Annotated in this window: 24 protein-coding genes, 1 riboswitch and 1 other annotated feature; of the genes, 8 read left to right on the top strand and 16 right to left on the bottom strand. The window is 45.6% G+C overall.

What is annotated here, in order from left to right; all coding sequences use genetic code 11:
• Window positions 1-30: 30 nt before the first annotated feature.
• Window positions 31-139, bottom strand: a riboswitch (TPP riboswitch).
• A 53-nt stretch (window positions 140-192) separates the two neighbouring features.
• Window positions 193-2,037, bottom strand: a complete 1,845-nt coding sequence (locus tag BR62_RS0113560; RefSeq protein WP_032871197.1) for a monovalent cation:proton antiporter family protein — start codon at window positions 2,035-2,037, stop codon at window positions 193-195.
• Window positions 2,038-2,264: 227 nt separating this feature from the next.
• On the opposite strand from BR62_RS0113560, the gene prpE reads away from it, so the two are divergent.
• Window positions 2,265-3,014, top strand: a complete 750-nt coding sequence (gene prpE, locus BR62_RS0113555; protein ID WP_032871194.1) for a bis(5'-nucleosyl)-tetraphosphatase PrpE — start codon at window positions 2,265-2,267, stop codon at window positions 3,012-3,014.
• Between the two features lie 33 nt (window positions 3,015-3,047).
• Here prpE and BR62_RS0113550 read toward each other — a convergent pair whose 3' ends face one another.
• Genes BR62_RS0113550 through BR62_RS0113535 form a run of 4 tightly spaced genes read right to left on the bottom strand, consistent with a single transcriptional unit; the run spans window position 3,048 to window position 5,802 of the window.
• Window positions 3,048-3,941: an RluA family pseudouridine synthase gene (locus BR62_RS0113550; RefSeq protein WP_032871192.1), complete on the bottom strand. Its 894-nt coding sequence runs from the start codon at window positions 3,939-3,941 to the stop codon at window positions 3,048-3,050.
• Window positions 3,942-3,955: 14 nt separating this feature from the next.
• Window positions 3,956-4,756, bottom strand: a complete 801-nt coding sequence (locus tag BR62_RS0113545) for an NAD kinase (protein WP_003155018.1) — start codon at window positions 4,754-4,756, stop codon at window positions 3,956-3,958.
• 17 nt (window positions 4,757-4,773) lie between these two features.
• The gene (gene yjbM, locus BR62_RS0113540) at window positions 4,774-5,409 is read right to left on the bottom strand and encodes a GTP diphosphokinase (RefSeq protein ID WP_007610625.1); all 636 of its coding nucleotides are present in this window, start codon (window positions 5,407-5,409) and stop codon (window positions 4,774-4,776) included.
• A 27-nt stretch (window positions 5,410-5,436) separates the two neighbouring features.
• Window positions 5,437-5,802 carry a UPF0738 family protein gene (locus BR62_RS0113535; protein ID WP_003155020.1) on the bottom strand — a complete coding sequence of 122 codons (366 nt, stop codon included), beginning with the start codon at window positions 5,800-5,802 and terminating at the stop codon, window positions 5,437-5,439.
• Between the two features lie 124 nt (window positions 5,803-5,926).
• Here BR62_RS0113535 and BR62_RS0113530 point away from each other — a divergent pair, with 124 nt between their 5' ends.
• The 5 genes from BR62_RS0113530 (at window position 5,927) to BR62_RS19730 (ending at window position 9,169) form a co-directional block, all read left to right on the top strand.
• Complete coding sequence (locus tag BR62_RS0113530) at window positions 5,927-6,499, top strand: CYTH domain-containing protein (protein ID WP_014417426.1); 573 nt, start codon at window positions 5,927-5,929, stop codon at window positions 6,497-6,499.
• A gap of 4 nt (window positions 6,500-6,503) precedes the next feature.
• A complete protein-coding gene (locus tag BR62_RS0113525) occupies window positions 6,504-7,190 on the top strand; it encodes a lytic transglycosylase domain-containing protein (RefSeq protein WP_032871189.1) in 687 nt (228 codons plus the stop codon).
• 228 nt (window positions 7,191-7,418) lie between these two features.
• Complete coding sequence (locus tag BR62_RS0113520; RefSeq protein ID WP_003155023.1) at window positions 7,419-7,817, top strand: globin domain-containing protein; 399 nt, start codon at window positions 7,419-7,421, stop codon at window positions 7,815-7,817.
• Window positions 7,814-8,716 carry a protease adaptor protein SpxH gene (spxH, locus tag BR62_RS0113515; protein WP_032871187.1) on the top strand — a complete coding sequence of 301 codons (903 nt, stop codon included), beginning with the start codon at window positions 7,814-7,816 and terminating at the stop codon, window positions 8,714-8,716. The genes BR62_RS0113520 and spxH overlap by 4 nt, the downstream gene beginning before the upstream one ends.
• 285 nt (window positions 8,717-9,001) lie before the next feature.
• Window positions 9,002-9,169 carry a hypothetical protein gene (locus BR62_RS19730; protein WP_003155026.1) on the top strand — a complete coding sequence of 56 codons (168 nt, stop codon included), beginning with the start codon at window positions 9,002-9,004 and terminating at the stop codon, window positions 9,167-9,169.
• A gap of 37 nt (window positions 9,170-9,206) precedes the next feature.
• Here the strand turns inward: BR62_RS19730 and pepF are convergent, their stop codons facing one another.
• From pepF to mecA, 3 genes are all read right to left on the bottom strand, one after another.
• A complete protein-coding gene (gene pepF / locus BR62_RS0113505; protein ID WP_094031915.1) occupies window positions 9,207-11,036 on the bottom strand; it encodes an oligoendopeptidase F in 1,830 nt (609 codons plus the stop codon).
• 227 nt (window positions 11,037-11,263) lie between these two features.
• Window positions 11,264-12,424: a competence protein CoiA family protein gene (locus BR62_RS0113500; protein WP_032871184.1), complete on the bottom strand. Its 1,161-nt coding sequence runs from the start codon at window positions 12,422-12,424 to the stop codon at window positions 11,264-11,266.
• A 150-nt stretch (window positions 12,425-12,574) separates the two neighbouring features.
• Entirely contained in the window at window positions 12,575-13,231 is a 657-nt protein-coding gene (gene mecA, locus BR62_RS0113495) for an adaptor protein MecA (RefSeq protein WP_003155032.1), read from the bottom strand.
• A gap of 275 nt (window positions 13,232-13,506) precedes the next feature.
• Between mecA and BR62_RS0113490 the strand changes: the two genes are divergently transcribed.
• On the top strand, window positions 13,507-14,163 hold the full coding sequence (locus BR62_RS0113490; RefSeq protein ID WP_007409109.1) for a TerC family protein: 657 nt from the start codon (window positions 13,507-13,509) through the stop codon (window positions 14,161-14,163).
• 57 nt (window positions 14,164-14,220) lie between these two features.
• Here BR62_RS0113490 and spx read toward each other — a convergent pair whose 3' ends face one another.
• The 8 genes from spx to BR62_RS0113450 form a co-directional block, all read right to left on the bottom strand.
• Window positions 14,221-14,616 carry a transcriptional regulator Spx gene (gene spx / locus BR62_RS0113485; RefSeq protein WP_003155034.1) on the bottom strand — a complete coding sequence of 132 codons (396 nt, stop codon included), beginning with the start codon at window positions 14,614-14,616 and terminating at the stop codon, window positions 14,221-14,223.
• A 178-nt stretch (window positions 14,617-14,794) separates the two neighbouring features.
• A complete protein-coding gene (locus BR62_RS0113480) occupies window positions 14,795-15,373 on the bottom strand; it encodes a GNAT family N-acetyltransferase (RefSeq protein ID WP_007409110.1) in 579 nt (192 codons plus the stop codon).
• Window positions 15,374-15,490: 117 nt separating this feature from the next.
• Window positions 15,491-16,678, bottom strand: a complete 1,188-nt coding sequence (locus tag BR62_RS0113475) for a putative glycoside hydrolase (protein ID WP_015239569.1) — start codon at window positions 16,676-16,678, stop codon at window positions 15,491-15,493.
• A 106-nt stretch (window positions 16,679-16,784) separates the two neighbouring features.
• Window positions 16,785-17,702 (bottom strand): oligopeptide ABC transporter ATP-binding protein OppF, encoded by a 918-nt coding sequence (oppF, locus tag BR62_RS0113470; protein WP_015239568.1) that lies wholly within the window; start codon window positions 17,700-17,702, stop codon window positions 16,785-16,787.
• Window positions 17,695-18,771 (bottom strand): ABC transporter ATP-binding protein, encoded by a 1,077-nt coding sequence (locus BR62_RS0113465; RefSeq protein WP_003155039.1) that lies wholly within the window; start codon window positions 18,769-18,771, stop codon window positions 17,695-17,697. Before BR62_RS0113465 ends, oppF begins: the two co-directional genes overlap by 8 nt.
• A gap of 12 nt (window positions 18,772-18,783) precedes the next feature.
• Window positions 18,784-19,701 (bottom strand): oligopeptide ABC transporter permease OppC, encoded by a 918-nt coding sequence (gene oppC, locus BR62_RS0113460; RefSeq protein ID WP_007409113.1) that lies wholly within the window; start codon window positions 19,699-19,701, stop codon window positions 18,784-18,786.
• 3 nt (window positions 19,702-19,704) lie between these two features.
• The gene (locus BR62_RS0113455; protein ID WP_015239567.1) at window positions 19,705-20,640 is read right to left on the bottom strand and encodes an ABC transporter permease; all 936 of its coding nucleotides are present in this window, start codon (window positions 20,638-20,640) and stop codon (window positions 19,705-19,707) included.
• A 106-nt stretch (window positions 20,641-20,746) separates the two neighbouring features.
• Window positions 20,747-22,381 (bottom strand): peptide ABC transporter substrate-binding protein, encoded by a 1,635-nt coding sequence (locus BR62_RS0113450; protein WP_012117282.1) that lies wholly within the window; start codon window positions 22,379-22,381, stop codon window positions 20,747-20,749.
• A 476-nt stretch (window positions 22,382-22,857) separates the two neighbouring features.
• Window positions 22,858-23,069, top strand: a binding site (T-box leader).
• Window positions 23,070-23,124: 55 nt separating this feature from the next.
• Here BR62_RS0113450 and trpS point away from each other — a divergent pair.
• Complete coding sequence (gene trpS, locus BR62_RS0113445) at window positions 23,125-24,117, top strand: tryptophan--tRNA ligase (protein ID WP_014304785.1); 993 nt, start codon at window positions 23,125-23,127, stop codon at window positions 24,115-24,117.
• The last annotated feature ends 19 nt before the right edge of the window (window positions 24,118-24,136 follow it).

Raw genomic sequence — 24,136 nt, 5'->3', positions numbered from 1 at the left:
TGGAATTTAAATGGATAAAAGGAACCCCAAAAAAATACCGCTCCACTTCCCTACGCAGGTCTGAACCTGTTCAAGTTATGAGGGTCTAAAAGTCTCACTTTTATCTCAGCCCTTATGAAGGACACCCCTAGTGGTCATACGATTAATGATTTATTTGTTATGCCTTCTATATTATCACGAATTGCAATTTGGTCAAGCTTCAAGGATTTTTCTCAGTTCCGACACGTAGTTGCGCGAGCCCGTGACGATGAGACGGTCTCCTGTTTTCAGCCGCGTGTCTCCGTGCGGAACGATGCTGTCCACACCTCTGAAAATCCGGACGAAAATCACATCGCCCATCAGCGGAAATTCCCGCAGAATGATGCCGTTATACGCCGGGTTTTCCAGATTGATCTGATATAACGAAGACTCCTCATTCGTCAGGAGGCTCATCACGCCCGGCGCCTCAATTAATGCGCGCAAGAGCGTCTTTGTAGACAGAAGGATAGAAAAAATACTGATGCCCTCTTCTTTCAGTTTTGTTTCATGCTCAACCGAGCCGACGCTTGCGATGATACGCTCAGTCCCTTTCTCTTTCGCTATTAAGGCGATTTCGGCGTTCACATCTTCATTTCCCGTCGCCACGACAAGAATATCCGTTTTGAAAATACCGTGCGACTCAAGCGTGCCGGGCTCGTAATCAGAAATCGTGTCAACCGAAAAAACGGATTCCGCAAGCGTTTCCCCGGCATTTTCCTGATACACATGGACGACCCGTACTTCATATTCCTCATCGGGCAATTCCAGCGTAACCGGAAGTGTCATTTGGTTGGCGCCGATAAATGTAATGCGCTTTTTTTCCTGCGGCGCACTTTGCCGTTTGTATAATTTCTTAAAGCCGATCGGCGTGATGATGCTGGCAATAACTGCAACTAAAGTCAGCGCGCCGGACATATTGGCGCTGATAATGTGGAGCCTTTCTCCGATCGTAGCCGCCGCGATAACAAGCGACAGCGTGGACGTCAGCAAAAAGCCCGAAGCAAACACGGTTCTTTTGTCATACCATTTCTTTAAGTAAAACACCGGGAACATTTTGCTGATAAACAGCGCAATCAGAAGCAGCGGAATCATCGTTAATGTTTTCGGATCTTGGAAGAGCGTCCAAATGTCCAATTTCACCCCGACCATGACGAAAAAGATCGGAATTAAAAACCCGTAGCCGAAGGAATCCAGCTGTTCCACCATTTCTTTATTCGGAGACAGAAGCGATACCAGAACGCCTGCCAAAAACGCGCCGAGAATATTTTCCGCCCCGAGAGATTCCGATAAAGCGACAAGCACGATAATCAGTGTGAAAATGGCTCTCGTGCCGATCTGCACGGTGCCTTTGGACATCGACTGCACAAATGAACGGTGTTTAAAGATCCTGCCGAAGAAATACAGCACGACCCCCGCGGCAAAGAGAATCAACAGAAGCCACATATTTCCGCTGTCTTCTCCGTAAAGAGAAGAGAAGAAAGCGAGCAGAATCATCGTAGCCAAGTCCGCGATAACGGCGACAAGCAGGATGATCTGGCCGATATTGGAGTTCATGATCCGTTCTTCCTTTAAAGTCGGGACCACCACACCCAGTGATATCGTCGAAATAATAAGCGTCATTAAAAATGCGTTTTGAATAAAACCGGCTAATACAAAGGCATAGGACAGCAGCAATGATAAAATAAAGATGCCGAAAAAGATAATCAGTGCGGCAGAAAACGTGTTGGGCGCTTCCTTGCCATTCGGAAGGAATTGTTTTTTCTTCCCTTTCTCAAATGAAGAAAAATCAATTTCCAAGCCGCTTAAAAACATTAAAAAGATAAAGCCGAGAACAGACAGCGTCTCCAGCCACGTGTCTCCCTGAACGACAAGATTCAGGCCGCTTTTTCCGATAATAAGCCCCATGATGATCTCCGCGACGACGACGGGGATGCTGAGCTTAAACCGATGTAAAAGGAGCGGCGTCAAAAAAGCGACGATCAGAACGACGACTAAAGATGCGACTGATGTGTGTTCCATTCGTAAATACCTCCTTAAAACAAGGGTTATAAAAGCCCGCTTAAAGCGGGCGAAACCTTACTTTTTTTAAAAACATAACGCATATTCTAACAAGGCTGAACGCGAAAAAAAAGTGATAAGGCTTTATTTCTTTAATTCTTTTTTTAATTTGTACAAAAACAGCGTAATTAGGTATAGGAATTAGCCCCATAATAAATAAAAAACCGTTAATAAGGAGGCTGACACGAATGGCTTATGACATCATCAGCGATATACACGGATGTTATGACGAAATGATCGCGTTAATGCAAAAGCTCGGATATGAAGTCAAAGACGGAACGCCCGTTCACTCTGAAGGCAGGACGCTTGTCTTTGCGGGGGATTTAACGGACAGAGGCCCAAAATCCGTAGAAGTGATGCGTTTTGTGGCAAAAGCATATGAAAAAGGAGCCGTCCGTTATGTCCCGGGAAATCATTGCAACAAACTGTACCGTTACTTAAAAGGAAACCCCGTAAAAGTGATGCACGGACTGGAAACGACGGCAGCCGAACTGAAAGAGCTGTCTCCCGCCGTCAGAACTGAAGTCTCCAGACAATTTATCCGATTATATGAGTCAGCGCCGCTTTATGACATTTTACATAATGGCGATCTCGTTGTCGCCCACGCCGGCATAAAAGCTGACGATATCGGTAAATACTCGCGTAAGGTAAAAGAATTTGTTCTGTACGGCGATATCACGGGTGAAACGTATCCCGACGGCAGACCCGTCAGAAGAGACTGGGCCGCCGCTTATGAAGGCAAGGCATGGATTGTTTACGGCCATACCCCGGTAAAACGTCCCCGGATCGTCAACCGTACAATCAACATTGATACAGGATGCGTCTTCGGTAATCAACTGACAGGCTTTCGCTTTCCGGAGCATGAAACCGTCTCTGTGGAAAGCTCAATGCCCTATGATGCTTCACGATTTCGCGAGGATCACGGAAGGCAGACATGAAAAAAAGCCCGAAACCGGCAAACGGTTCGGGCTTTACATGTGTTCAATTAATGTTTTCATATCGTCAGGCACCGGAGCGTGAAAAACGAGCGTTTTTCCGGTCATGGGGTGTACGAATGAAAGCCGCTCACTGTGAAGAGCCTGCCGCGCAATTCCCTCATTTTTTCCGCCGTACAGTGTATCACCGACTAACGGATGGCCGAGGTAGCTCATGTGCACTCGGATTTGATGCGTCCGCCCCGTTTCCAACCGCAGGGCTGCAAGCGTAAACGCATGTCCCGCTTTTTCCGTTTGAAAATGCGTCACCGCTCGTTGTCCCTCCGGCGTTACCATCCGCTCAATAATACTGTCGTGTTTTCTTCCGATGGGCGCGTCCACCGTTCCTTCCTTCTGCCGCATGATCCCGTGTACGACAGCGAGATACCGCCTGCTGACAAGCCCCTTTTTCTGCGCTGCCGACAAAAGAGAATGGGAAAGCCGATGTTTGGCGATGAGCATCGCCCCCGATGTATCCCTGTCAAGGCGGGTGACAAGATGAACCGTTGATTGCACACCGCTTTTTCGGTAGTGGCTGATCACTCCGTTAGCGATGCTCTCCGACGGGTGTTCTCTTGATGGAATTGAGGAGACATACGGCTGTTTATTGACCACAAGCACATGGTCATCTTCATAAAGAATATCAAGAGGAACCGGCTCAGGCAAAAGCGTTTCACTCACATGCTCCTTCGGAAATTCAATCTTAAGCACGTCTCCTTCCGCTAACACGGCGCGGACGGTTACATGCTCTCCGTTCACAAGCAGGTCTCCCCCGCCGAATTTAATGTCAGCGAGAAGCCGCTTTGAAATGCCGAGCTGCGCCGTATATTCTTTTACCGTCATGCCGGCTTCCCGGGCAGTCATGTTCTTTTGGATAAAAAAGTTGTCCAATCCGTTTCCTCTTTCTATTCGCCTTTTCCGATAAAGGAATCCTGCACCCTTTTCCAAAACGGAAAAGGACGGAATCTTGCAAATCTGACTTTTTCATTTGCCACACGGCATAGAATGGACTTGACATCCTTATGCAGCAAGGTTAAATGATCAATTGTGACTTGAAAGTCGACGTCGTTTCTCGGTTTGATGACACAGTTATGATGATCGGGAAGCAAAAGCGGCGAGCCGACAGTCCTGAACACTCTGTTGTTGATGGATGCCATTTCTGCAAGCTGAATCGCTCTGATGGAAGGGTGGATGATCGCGCCGCCTAACGCCTTATTATAAGCCGTGCTTCCGGAAGGCGTGGACAGACATAAACCGTCCCCCCTGAACGTTTCAAACAGCTGGCCTTTAATTTCCACGTCAGCGACGAGACTGCCTTCTATACTTTTGATCGTACATTCGTTCAAAGCCAGATACCGCTCCTCACGCTCTTCATCATGATAAGTGACAATCACCTCAAGAAGGGGATACTCCACGGTATGATACGGCGTTTTGGCAATGGCCAGAACGAGCTTTTCTATCTCCTGCGGAACCCAATCGGCATAAAAACCCAAATGCCCCGTGTGAACTCCGACAAACGCCGTTTTATCGAGACGGTCGCTGTACCTGTGAAATGCGTAAAGAAGCGTTCCGTCACCGCCGACGGAAATAACGATTTCCGGCTCTTTTTCATCCAAGGTCATATCAAAATCGAGTAAATACGCCTGTATTTTGCTTTTCAGTGTATCTGAAACCTCGTCTCCTTTTGAAGAAACGGCAAATTTCATGCCATTCCCCTCCTTTCCTACTGGTGGTCTCCCGCTTTTTTCTTTCGCGAGAACGCGGCTTGGGCTTCCTGGATTTCTCCGCGGATTTCTGACATTTCTTCATCGAGCCGGGATGCGGCTTCTGAGGCCCGCTGCAGCCTCAGCTTTACTTTTTCGGGAATGTTCCCGCTGTATTTGTAATTCAGTGAATGCTCAATGGTTGCCCAAAAGTTCATGGCAAGCGTCCGAATCTGTATTTCCACAAGAACGTGCTTTTCTCCGGACGTTGTTTGTAAAGGATATAAAACGACAAGGTGGTAAGACCGATATCCGCTTTCCTTATGCTCTGCTATGTAATCCCGCTTATCGACAACGGTAAAATCTTTTCTGGCAAACAGCATATTTTTGACGATCTGGATATCATCGACGAATTGGCACATAATACGCAGCCCCGCGATATCCTGCATCGTTTCAATCTGATGAAGCGGTATGCTTTTTCGTCTCGCTTTTTCAAGTATGCTCGCCACCGGCTTCACGCGGCCTGTCACAAACTCAATCGGTGAGTGGTCATCTTCATACTCATAAAGGGTTCTGACGCCTTTCAGCTTCACCTTTAATTCTTCAACAGCCTGGCGGTATGGCGCTAAAAATTGCTCCCATTGTTTGTCATCCATCGTACATCCCCCAATTCCGAACCTGTTCTAAAGAAATACGCTTTTCACTTTTTCTTCCATATCTCCGTAGTTTGCATTATCTTTAATATTTTCAAGAAGATAATCGAGTTCTTCATGCAGCCCTGAAAGTTCAACCGTTTTTCCGCCGGCCTCAAGGACCGCCGGTTTTCTTTGGTCTAAGGCTTCTTTCAGATCCGGCCAGATATGTTCTTTTATAATGACATATTCAAAAGAGTCAGCTGATTCAAGTATGTATACAAAAGCAAAGTGATCGGAATCAACAAGCATTTGACCTGAGGCTTTGCGTTCCGCTCCGCTTAAGTCCTCTCCGCACTTCAAGCGGAGCGCGTCTTCTGTTAATGATGCATTTTGGATTTCAATTCTCTTTTGCATAATGTTCTCCTTTTTTAACAAAGTACAGCATTTATTTTATCATATCAAGGTCGATATTGATAAACGTAACCTCTAAAGAGATAATGGGAATTATACAATTTTTCGTCCTGAAAGGAAGACTGTCATGACCCAAGAAATAGAAATTGAATTCAAAAACCTGCTGACAAAATCAGAATTTCTGAAGCTGAGTGAAGCACTCTGCATGAAAGAACATGATTTTAAACAGCAGGTCAATCATTATTTCGACACGAAAGATTTTTCCCTGAAACAAAAAAAATCAGCACTCCGCATCCGAGAAAAAGACGGCGCGTTCGTTCTGACGTTAAAAGAGCCTGCCGCGGTCGGTCTGCTGGAAACCCACCAAGAGCTTGCGGCACCTGATCTTGACGTCTTCAAGATTCCGGATGGCCCCGTCAAACGTCAGCTGGAAGGTCTCGGAATCAACTCAGAACACATTTGCTATTTCGGGACGCTGTCGACCGCACGCGCGGAAAAAGAATCAGAAAAAGGCTTAATCATTTTAGATCACAGCCGATATTTAGAGAAAGAAGACTTTGAATTGGAATTCGAAGCTGCTGACTGGGATGAAGGAAAACGGGCGTTTGAACAATTGCTCAAGCAATTCGGCATCCCAGAGCGGATCACGAAAAATAAAATCCAGCGTTTTTATGAACAGAAACAAAAAAAGGTGGAATGACACAGTGAATATCACGAATTGGGCGGCCCTTCTCCAGCTGCAATCAATGGCGCTGCAATCAATCTCTCATACAAGCACGGCTTCAGGCGGACAATCATCAGAAAGCCCGCTTGCAAATTTCAGCGCGCTGCTCAGCCAGTATACGGACACAGCCGTCCGGCAGCAGCCGGAATCGGGAATTTTAAACGGTGTGCGGACCGCTCACGCTTCATATTCACCGAGAATTCCCGTTTCATCCGGCTCCGCGGCTGCTTCACAGACCGCTTCCCCGGGCATAAAGTCTCCGGATGCGGCTTCTGATATCAGCACCGGAAACTTTTCAATAGACAGCGCCATTCAGAAAGCGGCCGAAAAATACGGAGTGGACGAAAAGCTGATCCGCGCGGTTATTAAACAGGAATCAGGCTTTAATCCGAAAGCGGTCAGCGGTGCGGGGGCAATGGGACTGATGCAGCTCATGCCTTCCACGGCAGAATTACTCGGGGTGTCAAACCCGCTTGATCCCGTCCAGAACGCTGAGGGCGGCACAAAGTACCTAAAGCAGATGCTCACGAAATACGACGGAAATGTATCTCTGGCGTTAGCCGCCTACAACGCAGGCCCCGGCAACGTAGATCGGTACGGAGGCATTCCGCCGTTTAAGGAAACACAGCAATATGTCAAAAACATAACCAAACAGTATTACGCGTAAACCAGAGAGGCTTCCTTCGCCCTCTGGTTTTTTTGCGGAGTGAAATCTTACACATGAATGAAGGCGATGTGATATGATATGAAATACAAGCGCCTGACAGAAAGGCACTTTGTTTGTAGAAATAAAATGTTATTGCTAAAATATACAGTAACTGAAGATAGTAAAACTGAAAGATAAATTCGCAATGGGAATTATGATTCCTATTAGCCATATAAAGGAGTAGTCAACATGGGACAATCGTTTAACGCACCATATGAAGCGATTGGAGAGGAACTTCTATCGCAACTTGTTGATACTTTTTATGAGCGTGTCTCGTCTCATCCCTTGCTGAAGCCGATATTTCCAAGTGATTTGACTGAAACGGCCAGAAAACAAAAGCAATTTTTAACCCAGTATTTGGGCGGACCTCCTCTTTATACTGAAGAGCACGGACATCCCATGCTCAGGGCAAGGCATCTCCCCTTTCCGATTACGGACGAGAGGGCTGATGCGTGGCTAAGCTGTATGAGCAAAGCGATGGATCAGGTCGGGCTGGAGGGCGATATTCGTGAATTTCTGTACGGGCGTCTGGAACTGACGGCCAGGCATATGGTAAACCAGTCAGAAGCGGAGGATCGATCATATTGACGAATTATCAGCATGAGCAATACTTCGCCCATTGCCACGGACATCCAAAAAAACCGCTCGAAATTTACATGTTTGTCGACCCTTTATGTCCTGAATGCTGGTCGCTGGAGCCCGCCATAAAAAAATTAAAAATCAAATACGGACGTTTTTTTACGCTGCGGATCATTGTTTCCGCGAGCATTACATCGCTGAATAAGCAAAAGCGGAAAAAACACCTCCTTGCCGAAGCTTGGGAAAAAATTGCGAACCGTTCCGGGATGCCCTGTGACGGAAGCCTTTGGCTTGAGCAGGATCAGCCTCTTTCATCGCCCTACCTTGCCGCACTCGCTTTAAAAGCGGCCGAACTGCAGGGAAGAAAAGCGGGCATTCTGTTTCTCCGCAGCATGCAGGAAAGCCTGTTTGTTTCCAAGCAGAATATTACGGATGAAGACGTTCTTTTAGAGATTGCCGAAAAGACGAAATTGGATGTTGAAGAATTCAAGCGCGACCTCCATTCGCAAAGCGCGGTAAAAGCGCTTCAGTGCGATATGAAAATCGCGGCGGAAATGGACGTCACCGTCAACCCGACATTGACGTTCTTTAACAGCCTGCATGAAGATGAAGGGCTGAAGGTTCCCGGCAACTATTCTTATGACGTATACGAAGAGATCTTATTCGAAATGCTCGGGGATGAACCGAAGCCTTCTGAAACGCCGCCTTTGGAATGTTTCATTGAATATTTCCGGTTTGTCGCATCGAAAGAAATCGCACTCGTTTATGATTTGAGTCTAGAAGAAGTTGAAAAAGAAATGAAAAAACTGGCATTCGCCAAAAAGGTCGCCAGAGTGGAAGCAAAGCACGGTCTGTTTTGGAAATCTCTGGCCGGCACCCAGGAGGATGTCACCTGTTGTGATCATTAAAAAAAGCTGATTCCTTACGGAGCCGGCTTTTTTTGTGCAAATAAAGAAACCGCGCCGGGATAAGCGCGGTTTCATATGTCTTAACGACAACAAAGGGGATGGGAGAAATTTTTCACGGTCAAACAAAGGGGTAATGTTTGTTTGTGATCAATTTCACATCCTTATCATATCAAATCTTGTCGAGTTTTGACAAGCCATAAGATTAATGTTCATATTTTTGTCACAAAACATAACTGACTGCTTGTTTTCATAGAATATATCAATGAAAAACAAGGAGGGAAATCAATGCTCCGCACCGTATTGATCATCGGAATGATTGTGTTTTTCTTCTTTTTAAACCTGCTGGCCATGATGCACATGCTGCCGATTTACATTACATCTCCCCTGCTGTTTCTGTCCATATTGTTTGCCCTGTATCGGCTGAATCACAGAAAAACGTTTAAAGGGTTTTAGAAAAAGCCTGCGCATCTTATGCACAGGCTTTTTTGAATTACGAAGGGTTCACTTTCGAAAGAAGCTCTTCCATTTCGTTCAGTTTCTCTTCAAACATTTTGCAGGCTGCCTCGATCGGTTCAGGCGATGTCATATCGACTCCCGCTTTTTTCAGTATGTCGATCGGATATTCCGAGCTTCCCGCTTTTAAGAATTCGGTATAGCGCTCCACCGCAGGCTTGCCTTCTTTTAAGATCTGGCTGCTCAGCGCTTGGGCCGCACTGTAGCCTGTCGCATATTGATACACATAATAATTGTAATAAAAATGCGGAATTCTTGACCATTCCAGACTGATTTCTTTATCAATCACCATGTTGTCACCGAAATACTTTTTATTCAGATCATAATAAAGTTCGTTCAGCAGTTCAGGCGTTAGCGGCTCGCCTTCCTGCGCTTTCGTATGAATCAGATGCTCAAATTCAGCGAACATCGTCTGTCTGAACACTGTGCCTCTGAATCCTTCAAGCATATGGTTGAGCAGGTACAGACGCTGTTTTTCATCCTTTAAGCTGTTCAGCATATATTCACCGAGCAGCGCTTCATTGGTCGTTGAAGCGACTTCAGCGACAAAAATGCTGTAGTTACCGTACGGATACGGCTGATATTTTCTCGTATAGTAGCTGTGCACGGAATGGCCGAACTCGTGAACGAGCGTAAACAGATTATTGACATTGTCATGCCAGTTCATCAAGATGTACGGATTCGTGCCGTATGTACCGGACGAATAAGCACCGCTGCGTTTTCCTTTATTTTCGTATATATCGACCCAGCGGTTTTCAAGTCCTTCTTTTAAAATAGACGCGTATTCCTCGCCCAGCGGAGCAAGTCCTTTGAGCATATACTCTTTCGCTTCCTCATATGTGACCTTCATTCCCGAATCTTTTACAAGCGGTGTGTAAAGGTCATAAATATGGACTTCATCAAGGCCGAGAACCTTTTTCCGCAGGTCAATGTAACGGTGTAATAACGGAAGATGTTTATTGATCGTTTTAATAAGGTTATCGTAAACTTCTTCAGGGATGCTGTTATTGGATAAAGCCGCTTCCCGTGCTGATTTATACTTTTTCACACGGGCGTAAAAATTATCTTTTTTCACAGTGCCGCTGAGTGTAGTCGCCATCGTGTTTTTATACTGTCCGTATGTTTTATATACGGCTTCAAATGCGTTTTTGCGGACTTCACGATTGCTGCTTTCCAGGAAATTAATAAAGTTGCCGTGTGTGATTTGAGTTTCCTTGCCGTTTTCATCTTTAATCGACGGAAACGTAATATCGGCGTTATTTAAAACACTGAATGTATTGGAAGGCGACGACAGCGCTTCTGAGGCTTCCGCAAGCAGGGCCTCTTCTTGTTCGCTCAGCACGTGCGGACGCTGTTTTGTAATTTCTTCAATTGCATGGGAGTAAAGTTTAAGCTCCTCTTTTTCCAGAATAAACTGGTGCAGCTTGTCCTCCTGAATCGCCAGAATTTCCGGTTCAATGTAAGCAGTCGCGCTGGCAGCCTGGGAATACAGGCTTGCGGCTTTGTCGTTCAGCCCTTGGTAGAAAGAATTTCCCGTATCCTGGTCTGAGCGCATATGCGCGTATGCATAAAGTTTCCCAAGGCGGTTCGTCACTTCATCCTGTGCCGTAAGCGCCGCGTATAAATTATCAGCCGAATGAGCAAGCGTGCCTTTAAAAGAAGATAAATTCGGGATTAATTCTTTAACTGCTTGAAATTCTTTATTCCAGGCCTCATCACTAGGAAAAATATCCTCTAGTCTCCATGTATGCTCTGCCTTTACTTCACTTCTGTCAGGCAGCTGTGCTGCTTTATTTTCCTCAGTCATGGTGATCCCCCTCGTTTTCTTTACTTCAAGCCAATTGAAAAAACGATTGTTTCTCCAAAAACTTGTGTTGTGATTATCTTCCGGCTTTTCACTGCCTTTTGTCAAATCATATGCGGCATATAAGACCGAGCATACCAATAATACAGTGAAAAAACGAAAACAAACTGCTTGTACGCCCCTCACATTCGCCACCACCTTGACGTTAGGGTGAACGAAATGAAGCATTCTCATTCCCCAAAAAAGAGCAGATCCCGCCGGCGCAGCTCTTCTGCCGTTTGAGGGAGCTTCCGTTGAGATGAGGGCATATATACTTCATTCTCAATTTCCCTTAAAAAATCCTGCAAGCATAAGAAATCAGCATATTGTTTTACCGCCATTCTGATAAGGCTATCTTGTGAACCATACCGCATCCGGATCTCCTTACGCCTGATTTTTTGCCGCAAATCATGAACCATGCCGGATAATCGGATCGGCGCGCCTTTTTTAGAAAGTTCCGCAAGCCGCAAGTATAAATGGCTCTGCCACACAAAAACGGGACTTGCAAACACAAAGCCCGCTGAAACGGGAATAAACACTTCAGAGGGGAGAAATGGAAATGCGACCTGATGTCTTTCGTAAAAAAGACGCCGGATAAGACCGGCATCTTCAGATAAAAACCGCCCGCTTTTGTTTCGGAAGCCGGCTACGGCACGTCCCCACAAGGGAAGTCTGACGCTGTGCCGCCCTTCCGGATGACATATGTCTTTCAGGTTTGCTTTGTGAAGAGGGATTGTAATTAAGCCGGCATAAGAATAGCCGGTGTAAAACGGAGTGATGGAATGCAGCCTGTAAAAGGAGCGGGCGTCGGGGCAGTAAAACAGTAAGGAGGAAAATGAATGGACTTCAAAGAACTGCCAGTGAAAAGCAGAAAGCCGGAAAAATTGCGCGGCCATCCGTTTTAACCGTTTTGCCCCGATGATCCAGACTGGCCGGTACCCGGCGTTTTTCAGGCCTGCCGTCCGGCTCTTTAAAGAGTCCGCCGAAAGGTTCGCACATTGAAATTCAAAAGCCAGCCTCTCTTCTCCGCTTTCCGCCGTCAAGTCAGGCCGCTGTCCAGCGGAAGTCAGATACGGTTCCAGGCTGACGCGGCACCCTTGTGTCTTTAGCCAGAGAAAAAGCTGCCTTTTTCCTTCCAGATGGTATTCGCTTTCAGGTTCGGATTCCCCCGGACACAGCCTGCTTTTTTTATGAGCGAAGTGCGGCAGTTTCTCCCGTCCCAGTTTGATATCAAGCTCACTTTCGCAAACGGGGCAGAACCAGCGTTTCTTTCTCAGCTCCGCCGCTTTTTCCTTTGAATAGCTTCCGGCCAGCTGAATGAGCCGTCCGTCGGCAGTCACAGCACTGAACATGTTGCATCTTCTCCTTTCCTGAATCTTGTTGTATTCAGCAGGAAGAAGATATAATCCTGTTTGCGGATGAGAGCCGTTATACGGTTTTCAGCCGTTCATCCTGTCATTCAGAACAAAAAAAACCGATTTCTGCTGAGAGAAATCGGTTTGTTATGATGCAAAGTGTTTTTTTATTGTATATAACGCATGATCAGCGATCACCAATTTGCCGTATTCTTCAAGACGGTGAATGCTGACTGATGATTCGTGCGCGTACTCCAACAGGATGCTTAGCTGATTTTCAACCTCTTCATCAGTTTGCTCATAAAAATCTGCATATAAATAATATCGGTCTTCAAACGAATACAGGGTCGTTTTGATTCCGTTAAGATTCAATTTTGATAGCGAGATGAGATCCTCAAAATCATCGAACCGCAAAGTGAACTGAAGCTTTTGCTCCTTATCTTCCCGGCTCTCGGCCTGCTCTTCTTTCTGGAAATCATCAAGTAAAGCATCGAGATTTTCATCTGCCGGCTCTTGTTTTTTATCTTCCGGGATCGGCAGTTCGAGTTTTTGTCCGTCCTTGGAAAGCTGGGCTTTTGTTACGATTATTTCCAGTCCTTTGTCCAATGCCTGAACCTGAATCCAAAGAGGACCCTCGACAGCGAATTCCTCTTCATCATGCACTTCATCCATGACTTCCCAGAACAGTTCTTCACTGCGCTCGCGATTGTACCAGATTTCTTCTCTGTCAAAACCGCGATCTTCAATATCACCATAAGACATATAAAATTTTACAGTATGCTCATTAATTCTTTCTATTTCCATTTTGCCAACCTTCCCTTCTTTATAAGATGTTGAAGGGACATCTAAGCTCCCGATGAATAGTACTTTACTACACTTTACCCATTCCGTCCACATCTTAACCTTATAGAAGACAGCGCAAATTCTTTATATTTCTATTTTATGATAAAACAGTTATAAAAGAAATAAAAAAGCATTTTCACACCGAAAAACAGGCTTTCTCCCGGTTCCCATCATAAATAGCGCACTTCTTCATATATTAGCTGTACAAGCAATCGATCTATAAGCGAGGTGTTACCATGCCGCACGATTACCTGCTGTCCCTTCTGCTCATTATCGGAATTGACCTTATTCTCGGCGGTGACAATGCCGTCGTCATCGCGATGGCCAGCCGGAATCTGGCCCATAAACAAAGACAGCAAGCGATCATCTTCGGAACGTTTATCGCAGTCGTCTTGAGAATCGTTCTGACGAGCGCTGCGGTCTATTTATTGAATGTTCCTTTTTTGCAATGCGCAGGCGGGGTATTTTTATTGTATCTCGGCTATCAGCTTCTGATTGAGAAGAAAGATGCGCAGCATGTGAAAAGCAGTTCTTCTCTTTGGAAAGCCATCCGCACAATCGTTATGGCTGATATCTTTATGTCGCTTGACAATGTCATCGCAGTAGCCGGCGCTTCTCACGGTGAGCTGACACTTGTAGTGATCGGTCTCTTCATCTCGGTGCCGATTATCATTTGGGGCAGCAAGCTCGTTCATGCCGCCATGGACAAAATGCCTTTATTGATGTACGCCGGAAGCGGTCTTCTCGCATTTACCGGCGGTGAAATGATTGCCGGAGACAGCAAGCTGTCATTTTTCATGGCAGAACACGGCATTATACAAATGACGCTGCCGATTTTGACCGTCGTATTTGTTATCCTCGCCAGTATGATTTACCAACAGACTGAAAAATAACAAAAAGCCCAAACCGCGATGGTTTTGGGCTTTTTCCATGCTTATCGTAAGCTTATATCAGTTGGCAAGACGCTGTGCTTCTCTTAATTGGAAAGAACGCACTTTTCTTGGCAGGAATCGTCTGATTTCATCTTCGTTATAGCCGACTTGCAGACGTTTTTCATCAATGATAATCGGACGGCGGAGCAGTCCCGGATGCTCATTGATCAAAGTATATAAGTCTTGAAGCGGCATAGATTCAACATTTACGTTCAGTTTCTGGAATACTTTAGAACGGGTAGAGATAATTTCATCCGTACCGTCTTCAGTCATACGCAGAATCTGCTTGATCTCATCAATTGATAACGGCTCGGAGAAAATGTTTCTCTCTACAAACGGAATCTCGTGCTCTTCAAGCCAAGCTCTTGCTTTTCTGCATGACGTACAGCTAGGTGATGTGTATAATGTAACCATTAATCTTCACTCCTCTAATTAGTAGGATGAACATGTTTGTATTCTCAAATTGAAATGACTTTAAAAAAGGAATCTTTATAGGTATTATACTATAAAAAAGTAAGTGTGAACAGTCTCCTGAGAAAAAAATGTGTCAATCCGGCAAATTTACGGCTGGCGGATGTTTCCCCATTCTCAATTAGCTCAGCTGATCGAAAATGTTTTTTCGTTTTTTCTCATCAATGACTTTGAGAACTTCATCCGTTTTTTCGTATGATTCTCCGTACCATTTTTCATCTTTATAAGTGTGAATGTTTTCATATGTCTGTTTCATTGCTTCAAACATTTCTTCTTCTGATTCCGTCTTAGGTGACCAGTACAGAATCTCCATTTTGTTCACTTCATTCGTAGCCAATGACCGGCGCCGATACCCGATTGACTGCGCGTGCTTGAAATGCTCTCTTTGATAAAAACGCAAGCGTTTCTGTGTATCCGTGTCATCCTCGTCAACAGGCTCCACCTCAAGCAGAATCGGCTTGTTTTTCTTTTTCAGCCTGCCGATCAGCTTGCTTCCGAGGCCTTGTCCTCTGGATTTCTTTGACACAAACAGGTAATCAATAAAGATGAAAGAGTCAAATTCCGCATACATCAGCACGTGGTACTGCCCCTCTTCTTTATGATAAACATCGCTTTGCTCCTTTAACAGAGCTTCCATATGCGCTTTTGATTTCATTTCTTCAATCGGAAAATATTCACTCAGCTTTTCGTACCAGTTCATTCATTTGCTCCTTATGGGTTCGTTGTCTTCACACTTTTAGATATACCCCATTTCCGATTGTTTAAACAATCTTACATCTATTAAGACGTGTGATCCTTTAACATGGTTTCAATTTTTTTAAAATGGTGTGTAATCGACGTTTTTGGTATAGCGGTTTGCCGCGTCCCACAATAAAAATTCGTCAATTCCTTCATCATGCAGCGCTTTAACCTGGTCTTCCACCTGGCGTTTTCCGTACTTTTGATAATTTCCGCTGCCGAGATATGATGCCGTGAAGTCCTGAAGCCACGGACGCGATACAGGCGGGTGTTTCAGCTTAGACAGTTTTTTATGTTCCACCTTCGCGTATTCTTTGACGACTTTGTAAGGCTCAAGATCCGGTTTATCAATGCCGAAATAGCTTGTCCAATGGCTCGGATAAATCATGGATGAAATGACATCGACCTGTTCTGAAATTTTGCTGAAATTCTGGCCGATACCAGGCGCTTCCGGCAGCGTGGCTGAATAGCCGAAAATATCAACCGACACATCCGCGCCGTACGGCTTGAGTTTTTTCTTCGCATAACCGACAAAATCGGTGACGGCGTGAACGCGTTTTTGCACATTGCTATCTGCTGTTTTTCCGTAATCGCCGTGACCGTATGTCAGTTCGTCATCACGTTTTTCAAATCCTTCAGGAAAACGGACATAATCAAATTGAATTTCTTGAAAACCCATCTTTACGGCTTGTTTTGCAATCTTTACATTGTAATCCCATACTTCTTTCATAAACGGATTGACGAACGATTCGCCGCGGCCGTTTTTCCAGACACTTCCGTTTTTTTCTTTAAAGGACCACTCCGGCTTTTTGTTCGCGAGTTCGCTGTCTTTAAATACGACAATACGCGCGATCGGATAGATCTTTTTTTCCTCCAGCTTTTTCATCATCTTTTTTGGGTCTTTGATGTACGGCTTGGCGATTTTGGCATACTCAGAATGGCCGTCCGGCTTAAAGGTGAGGTTTCCGTTGTCGTCCTTGACATCAATCACCATTGTATTGAGCTCCGTTTTGTCCACAAAGTCTGTCAGCTCTCCGAATTTGCTTCCTCCCGCTGAATGCCCTGTGACGTAAATGCCCCGCACCTTATCAGGATGTGAAAAATGCAGCCCTGACGGATAAGCGAACCGTGCATTTGATTTCGGCAGTTCTTTTTCGGCCAGCGCTATTTTTACAAGCGGCTGCTCCTCTTTCGCAGCGGCGTGGGCCGGGTAAGCGGCTGCACTGATAAACAGTCCCGCACAAATGGCGCACAAAATGGTTTTCATACTGATCTCCCCCTTTTTTTCCATTATAGAAAAACGGGAGCAGGCTTAATAAACTTGAATGTGCGCAAAAAAATCCTCCAAGACTGAGTCTTGGAGGATGATACGTTTATAGATAGGTTTTAAATTCAGCTTCAGTGCACATGACAAAATGTCCCGGTTTCACTTCTCTGAATTCCATCTTTTCTCCGTCTTGCAGCTGATGAATGGACGGATCGTATTTCTTTCGCGTGCGATTTCTTTCATAGTCCGGATCAGGGAGCGGGATAGCGGACAGCAATGATTTCGTGTATGGGTGAAGCGGGTTTTCGTAAAGCTCATCCGCCGGCGCAAGCTCCACCAATTTTCCGAAATACATGACGCCGATGCGGTCGCTGATGTATTTGACCATTGATAAATCATGGGCGATAAACAGGTAAGTGAGCCCTTTTTCTTTCTGCAATTCTTTCATTAAATTGACGACTTGCGCCTGAATGGAGACATCAAGCGCCGAAATCGGTTCGTCCGCGATGATAAACTCCGGATCAACCGCCAGCGCTCTGGCGATTCCGATACGCTGGCGCTGTCCGCCCGAAAATTCATGCGGGTAGCGGTTGGCGTGCTCTTTATTTAAACCGACCGTTTCCAGCAGTTCGTGAACCCGCTGCATCCGCTCTTTTTTCGTTTTTGCCAGGCGGTGAATATCTATTCCCTCGGCAATAATGTCGGCGACTGTCATTCTCGGATTTAAAGATGCGTACGGATCCTGGAAAATCATCTGCATTTTCCGGTTAAACTCCAGCAGCTTCTTGCGGGATTTTTTCCCGTGGACATTTTCCCCGTTAAAGAGAACTTCCCCGCCGGTTGCCTCATACAGCCGGATAATGCTGCGGCCCGTCGTTGATTTACCGCAGCCTGATTCTCCGACAAGGCCGAGCGTTTCGCCTTTATAAATATCAAATGACAAATCATCTACGGCTTTTACCGTTCCTTTCTGCGTGAAAAAATGCTGTTTTAAGTGTTTGATTTCGAGAAGTTTCTCAGTCATTTTTTTCACCTTCCTTCATTAAAACAGGATGCTGATACGTATTCGGAAGCTGACGGATTTTAGCCTTCACCGCTTCAGGCGGCTCGACCTTAGGCGCATCAGGATGCAGAAGCCACGATTTCACAAAATGCGTATCAGACACTTTATACATCGGCGGCTCCTGTTCAAAGTCAATTTTCATCGCATATGAGCTGCGGAGCGCAAATGCATCCCCTTTCGGAGGATTCGTCAGATCAGGCGGTGTGCCCGGGATGGCCGTCAGTTTTTCCTGATCGGTGCTGTCCAGGCTAGGCATTGAGGCAAGCAGTCCCCACGTATACGGATGGCGCGGATCATAAAAGATTTCATCCACCGTGCCGGATTCGACGACCTGACCCGCGTACATGACAGCGACCCGGTCGGCGACATTGGCGACAACGCCGAGATCATGCGTGATAAAAATGATAGACGTATCAATTTTCTTTTGCAGATCTTTCATCAGCTCAAGGATCTGTGCCTGAATCGTCACATCAAGAGCTGTTGTCGGTTCATCGGCAATTAACAGTTTCGGATTTGCCGCAAGCGCCATCGCGATGACGACACGCTGTCTCATCCCGCCTGAAAATTCATGGGGGAATTGGCCGATCCTTTTTTCGGGCATCGGAATTCCGACGAGATCAAGCAGCTCTATGGCGCGCTTTTTCGCGGCTTCACTTGAGATTTTTTCATGTTTGAAAAGCACTTCCGTAATTTGTTTGCCGACTCTCATCGTCGGGTTCAGAGAGGTCATCGGATCTTGGAAAATCATTCCGATGTCCTTTCCCCTGATGGCCTGCATTTCTTTTTCAGACATCGGCACGATATCGCGTCCGTCAAAAAGAATCTGTCCTCTTTTAAAGTAGCCCGGCGGCATCGGGATCAGCTTCATAATCGCTTGGGAGGTCACACTTTTTCCGGAACCTGACTCCCCCACGATCGCAAGCGTCTCTCCTTTATTCAAATGGAAATTCACGCCGCGGATTGCCTGTACCTCTCCGCCGTATGTTTTAAATGAAATGGCTAAGTCTTTTACTTCTAGCAAACGTGTCACTCATATCACTCCTTATTTGCGTAACTTAGGATCCAGCGCGTCTCTTAACCCGTCGCCGACAACGTTAAAGCCGAACATCGCCAGGCAGATAAAGCCGGCAGGGAAGAACAGACGCCAAGGGTAATAGGTTAATGCAGGCAATCCGTCTGAGGCCATCGTTCCCCAGCTCGCAAGCGGCGCAGGTACGCCGAGGCCCAAATAACTTAAAAACGCTTCTGTAAAAATCGCCGTCGGAACCGTCAGTGTCATCGTTACGAGGATAGAGCCCATCGCGTTCGGGACGATATGCTTAAACAAAAGCCGGCCGGTTTTGGCGCCGAGTGTCTGTGAAGCAAGCACATACTCCTGATTCTTTAATTGCAGCACCTGTCCGCGGACGATCCTCGCCATATTGATCCAGCCCGTGATCGTCATGGCGACGATAATGGTCAGCAATCCTTTCGGCAGGACAACCATCAGCAAAATAACCATTAATAATGAAGGAACAGCCCACAGAATGTCGGCGATGCGCATCATCACTTCATCTGTGCGTCCGCCGCGGAATCCGGAAATGCTGCCCCAGATTACGCCGATTAATAAATCAAGCACGGCAGCTGCAACACCGATAAAGATAGAAATCCGCGCGCCCACCCATGTCCGGACGAATATATCCCTTCCAAGGTCATCCGTGCCGAACCAATGATCTTTCGACGGCGCTTTATCCGCATTTAATAGATTGGTAGTGGCATAATCATACCTTGAAAAGACAGGCGCAAAAATCGCCATCAGAATAATAAGAACGATCAGTACGAACCCGACCATCGCAAGCTTATTGCTGCGGAAGCGGAGCATGGCGTCTTTCCAGAGGGAAAGGCTTTTTTTATTTATTTTTTCGGCATCGCCGGCATTAGCTGAAGCTGGTTCAAACATATTTTTAGGAATGTTCTGCATGGTCTAGGCTCCTTTCTTTGCTTTGGAAAGCTTGATTCTCGGATCGATTAATCCGTACAGCACGTCTACAATTAATACGCATAAAAGCAGAAGCACGCTGAAGAACACGGTAACTCCCATAATGACCGTATAATCACGGTTTGTAATGCTGTTTACAAAATGCGCGCCTAAACCGGGAATTCCGAAAATGGATTCAATGATGAAACTTCCCGTTAAAATGGATGCCGCCATCGGCCCCATATATGTCACGACCGGCAAAAGCGCGTTTCGAAGCGCATGGCGCACGGTGACTGACGGACGGGAAAGTCCTTTAGCTGTTGCAGTCCGTATGTAATCGCTGTTTAACACTTCAATCATGCTTGAACGGGAGAGTCTGGCAATGAACGCCATCGGCATGGAAGCGAGCGCAATAGAGGGCAGAAAGGTGTATGCCCAGGATTCCCACCCTGCGACCGGGAACAGTTCTAATTTAATTGAGAAAATATATTGCAAAATCGTCGCCAATATAAAGCTCGGAACTGAGATCCCAAAGATCGTTAAAATCGCAATGGTATAATCCTGCCATTTATTATGGTACAGGGCAGCAAGCACCCCGAAAAGCACACCGAACGCTAAAGCGAGGAGAATAGCTTCTGCACCGAGAGTGAATGAGACGGGGAAGCCTGAATTGATTAAATCATTAACACTTTGGCCTTTATATTTAAAAGAAGGTCCGAAGTCCCACATCGCTACAGATTTTAAGTAGCTGACATATTGAACGAAAAGAGGCTTGTCCAGGCCATAGTGTTCGTTTAAGTTTGCCTCAATTTCAGGCGGCAGCTTTCTTTCGCCGGAAAATGGTCCGCCCGGCGCTGCCTGCATTAAGAAGAATGTGGCGGTCACAATCACAAACAGCGTGATGATCATGTAAATGAATCGTTTACCGATATATTTCAGCAAGGTGAACACCTCCATGTTTTTTACAATTTTATACTTAATCAGTAAGAAAGGTATATGGGGACATCCTCCCCATATACCTTGGGTCTTTTGTTTTCAGAACCGTCTTTTATTCAAAAGAAGCATTTCTGAAGTAAACTTCGCCTGTTCCTGTCAAGATCACATTTTTGAGGTTTTTATCCTGCACCCAAGGATCCGTATAGAAATAAACTGGCGCGACCGGCATTGCGTCAATAAAGATCTTTTCTGCTTTTTTCAGCTCTTCGATACGTTTATCCGGATCCGTTTCAAGCTGAGATTGGTTCAGCAGCTTTTTAAACTCAGGATCTTCCCATCCGGTATCATTGTTTCCGCCTTCTTTATCACGGAACAATTCTAGGAAGTTGATCGGATCGTTGAAATCGCCGAGCCAGCCCATACGCCCGATTTGGTAGTTCTGGCTGTGCAGCTTGTCGATGTAAACATTCCATTCGGAGTTATCAAGCTCAACTTTGACGCCCAAGTTCTTTTTCCACATTTCCTGTACGGCCTGCGCGATTTTCGCATGCGCGTCATCCGTATTGTAGGACAGTTTGATCGCCGGAAGGTCAGAGGCATTCTTGACGCCTAATTCCTTCAGTCCTTTATTTAAGAATTCTTTAGCTGATTTGACGTCATTGTCTTTGAAATAACCTTTTGTGTTATCCTTGAATCCCTTCATTGACGGCGGCACCGCAGCCATGGCCGGGATCTGTTCGCCCTGCGTTACATTTTTTACGATGGACGAGCGGTCGATCGCATAAGCAAGGGCTTTACGGATGTTAACATTGTTCAGCGGTTTCGCTTCTGTGTTGAATTTGTACCAATACACGCCTGCGATCGGTTCAACGTGAAGAGATCCGTCTTTTTTCAAGGTCGGCAGAGATTCAGTCGGAAGCTGGCCGAGCGGCATTCCTGCCCAGTCAAGCTCACCGGCCTGGAATTTTTTCAGTTCGGTGTTGTTATTGTTAATCATCACCATGTTGATTTTCTTCAATTTCACAGCGTCTTTATCCCAATATTGATCGTTCTTTTCGAGCGTGATGGAACCGCTGTGTTTCCAGGCCGTCATTTTGAACGGGCCGTTTGACACATAATTTTCGCCCGCGTTTGTGTTCCAGTTTTTATGTTTTTCCGCGATTTTCTTGTTGATCGGCATATACGTATAGAATGAAGTTAATTGCGTGAAATAAGGTGTCGGGTTATTCAGTTCAACCTTTAATGTTTTGTCATTTACGGCTTTTACGCCTACATCATCAATCTTGCCTTTTCCTGTATTGGCAGCTTCAGCGCCTTTGATGTAGTAGAGCTGATAAGCGTATTGTGATTCGTTGTTCGGGTCAAGCGCCCATTTCCACGCATATTCAAAATCCTGCGCCGTCACAGGGTCGCCGTTAGACCATTTCGCACCGTCACGAATCGTAAATGTATAGGTCTTTCCGTCTTTGCTTGTTTCAATTTTAGATGCCATTCCTTCTTCAGGCTCACCTTTGGAGTTTACGCGTGTCAATCCTTCAAAAGTCTGGCGGATTACGCCACCTGAAACGGAATCATTCGCTAAACCCGGATGCAGTGAGAACGGCTCGGTTTTAATATTGATATTAAGTGAAGTCTGTCCTTTGGTGTCTTTTTTACCGCCGCCTGATCCGCCGCTGAATCCGCCGCACGCACTTAATACAAGCGAGAAGATAAGCATCAAACCTACAATAGACCAACGCTTTTTCATGCACTAACCCCCTAATCAAATTTTTCAGCCTTTACTACTAAATACTCAGAAATATCAGACAAAATAACTTAATATTTTTCTAAACTTTAATTGTGTTCCGTCTTTTCTGATTATTTTATGTAAAGAAGCTGTAACAATAGAGTGAACAAGTTCATTATAATGAAATGAATAATTTATTGCAATACTATTTTCTCAATTTAAAATATTTAAATTTGGTCAGTTTTTCTGTCAAAAAGGTGATACACTTCTATAGTTTAAAGCATGACCTAACTAAATTTTTTTATTGCAATTTCCAGTTCATATTGCTTTTTACATATAATATTCGTTATACGAAATGTTGATATACGTTATCATTTAAGCATTTTCAGTTCTTTTTGAGGATTTCCAGCCCTTAAGCAAACTGGAAATAAGCTTGTATTCCTCTGATGACATTTGGCTATAATTGATTTATAATAGATCAATCAAATACATTTGTTGTGATTGCGATGATGAAGAGTAGTACACATTTTCATCCGTTTGAAGAGAGTCTGCGGTGCTGGGAGCAGGTAACGGGCGATGTGGAATGGACTTCTGAGCAGCTGACCGAACGTTAGTAGGCCCAGCCGGAGCAGCCTCCGTTACCAACGTCTCGAGCGATTCCATTGTAATGGAATAATCAGGGTGGCACCACGGTTCATTCGTCCCTTTTTTCTACGGGAAGAATGAGCTTTTTTTATTATGTTTTAAGAAATGAGGTAAGAAATATGAAGAAAACGATTTTTTCAGGCATTCAGCCGAGCGGTTCCGTTACCCTCGGCAACTACATCGGCGCAATGAAGCAATTTGTCGATTTGCAGCATGACTACAACGGCTACTTCTGCATTGTCGATCAGCATGCGATTACGGTTCCGCAGGATCGGCTTGAGCTGCGGAAGAACATCCGCAATCTCGCGGCTCTTTACCTGGCCGTCGGACTTGATCCCGAGAAAGCGACCCTCTTTATCCAGTCGGAGGTTCCCGCTCATGCCCAGGCGGGGTGGATGCTCCAATGCGTCGCATATATCGGCGAGCTTGAGCGGATGACGCAATTTAAGGATAAGTCAAAGGGCAAAGAAGCCGTCGTGTCCGGACTGTTAACCTATCCGCCGCTGATGGCCGGCGATATTTTACTGTACGGAACGGACCTTGTTCCGGTCGGGGAAGACCAAAAACAGCATCTTGAACTGACCCGCAACCTGGCGGAACGCTTTAATAAAAAATACAATGACATCTTCACGATTCCTGAGGTGAAAATTCCTGAATCAGGCGCGCGCATCATGTCACTGGCTGATCCGCTCAAAAAAATGAGCAAATCAGATCCGAACCAAAAGGCATTCATCACGCTGCTTGATGAACCGAAGCAGCTCGAGAAGAAAATCAAGAGCGCCGTGACTGATTCTGAAGGCATTGTAAAGTATGATAAAGAAAACAAACCGGGCGTTTCTAATCTTTTGACGATCTATTCTATTTTAGGAAACACATCAATTGAAGAATTAGAAGCTAAATATGAAGGCAAAGGGTACGGTGAATTCAAAAGCGATTTAGCCGAAGTCGTTATCGGCGCATTGACACCGATCCAAGAGCGCTACCGTGAATTAATTGAGAGCGACGAACTTGACCGCATTCTCGACGAAGGAGCGGCGCGCGCAAACAAAACGGCCGGCAAAATGGTGAAGAAAATGGAAAACGCCATGGGTCTCGGACGGAAAAGAAGATAAAGAAAAGAGGCGGGAGAAT

Source organism: Bacillus sp. UNC69MF (genome assembly GCF_000746035.1).
In the GTDB taxonomy this organism is placed as follows: Bacteria; Bacillota; Bacilli; order Bacillales; family Bacillaceae; genus Bacillus; species Bacillus velezensis.
Note: the sequence above shows the minus strand (reverse complement) of the source record. Positions and strands in the feature narration are given on the sequence as shown.

Bases quoted from the DNA above. Each gene is read 5' to 3' on its own strand.
- oppF (WP_015239568.1), bottom strand. From the start codon at position 17,702: ATGACTGAGAAACTTCTCGAAATCAAACACTTAAAACAGCATTTTTTC.
- BR62_RS0113490 (WP_007409109.1), top strand. From the start codon at position 13,507: ATGCCGCACGATTACCTGCTGTCCCTTCTGCTCATTATCGGAATTGAC.
- pepF (WP_094031915.1), bottom strand. From the start codon at position 11,036: ATGACTGAGGAAAATAAAGCAGCACAGCTGCCTGACAGAAGTGAAGTA.
- BR62_RS19730 (WP_003155026.1), top strand. From the start codon at position 9,002: ATGCTCCGCACCGTATTGATCATCGGAATGATTGTGTTTTTCTTCTTT.
- BR62_RS0113545 (WP_003155018.1), bottom strand. From the start codon at position 4,756: ATGAAATTTGCCGTTTCTTCAAAAGGAGACGAGGTTTCAGATACACTG.
- BR62_RS0113560 (WP_032871197.1), bottom strand. From the start codon at position 2,037: ATGGAACACACATCAGTCGCATCTTTAGTCGTCGTTCTGATCGTCGCT.
- BR62_RS0113530 (WP_014417426.1), top strand. From the start codon at position 5,927: ATGACCCAAGAAATAGAAATTGAATTCAAAAACCTGCTGACAAAATCA.
- spx (WP_003155034.1), bottom strand. From the start codon at position 14,616: ATGGTTACATTATACACATCACCTAGCTGTACGTCATGCAGAAAAGCA.
- BR62_RS0113535 (WP_003155020.1), bottom strand. From the start codon at position 5,802: ATGCAAAAGAGAATTGAAATCCAAAATGCATCATTAACAGAAGACGCG.
- mecA (WP_003155032.1), bottom strand. From the start codon at position 13,231: ATGGAAATAGAAAGAATTAATGAGCATACTGTAAAATTTTATATGTCT.
- BR62_RS0113500 (WP_032871184.1), bottom strand. From the start codon at position 12,424: ATGTTCAGTGCTGTGACTGCCGACGGACGGCTCATTCAGCTGGCCGGA.
- BR62_RS0113520 (WP_003155023.1), top strand. From the start codon at position 7,419: ATGGGACAATCGTTTAACGCACCATATGAAGCGATTGGAGAGGAACTT.
- oppC (WP_007409113.1), bottom strand. From the start codon at position 19,701: ATGCAGAACATTCCTAAAAATATGTTTGAACCAGCTTCAGCTAATGCC.
- yjbM (WP_007610625.1), bottom strand. From the start codon at position 5,409: ATGGATGACAAACAATGGGAGCAATTTTTAGCGCCATACCGCCAGGCT.
- BR62_RS0113480 (WP_007409110.1), bottom strand. From the start codon at position 15,373: ATGAACTGGTACGAAAAGCTGAGTGAATATTTTCCGATTGAAGAAATG.
- prpE (WP_032871194.1), top strand. From the start codon at position 2,265: ATGGCTTATGACATCATCAGCGATATACACGGATGTTATGACGAAATG.
- BR62_RS0113450 (WP_012117282.1), bottom strand. From the start codon at position 22,381: ATGAAAAAGCGTTGGTCTATTGTAGGTTTGATGCTTATCTTCTCGCTT.
- trpS (WP_014304785.1), top strand. From the start codon at position 23,125: ATGAAGAAAACGATTTTTTCAGGCATTCAGCCGAGCGGTTCCGTTACC.
- BR62_RS0113475 (WP_015239569.1), bottom strand. From the start codon at position 16,678: ATGAAAACCATTTTGTGCGCCATTTGTGCGGGACTGTTTATCAGTGCA.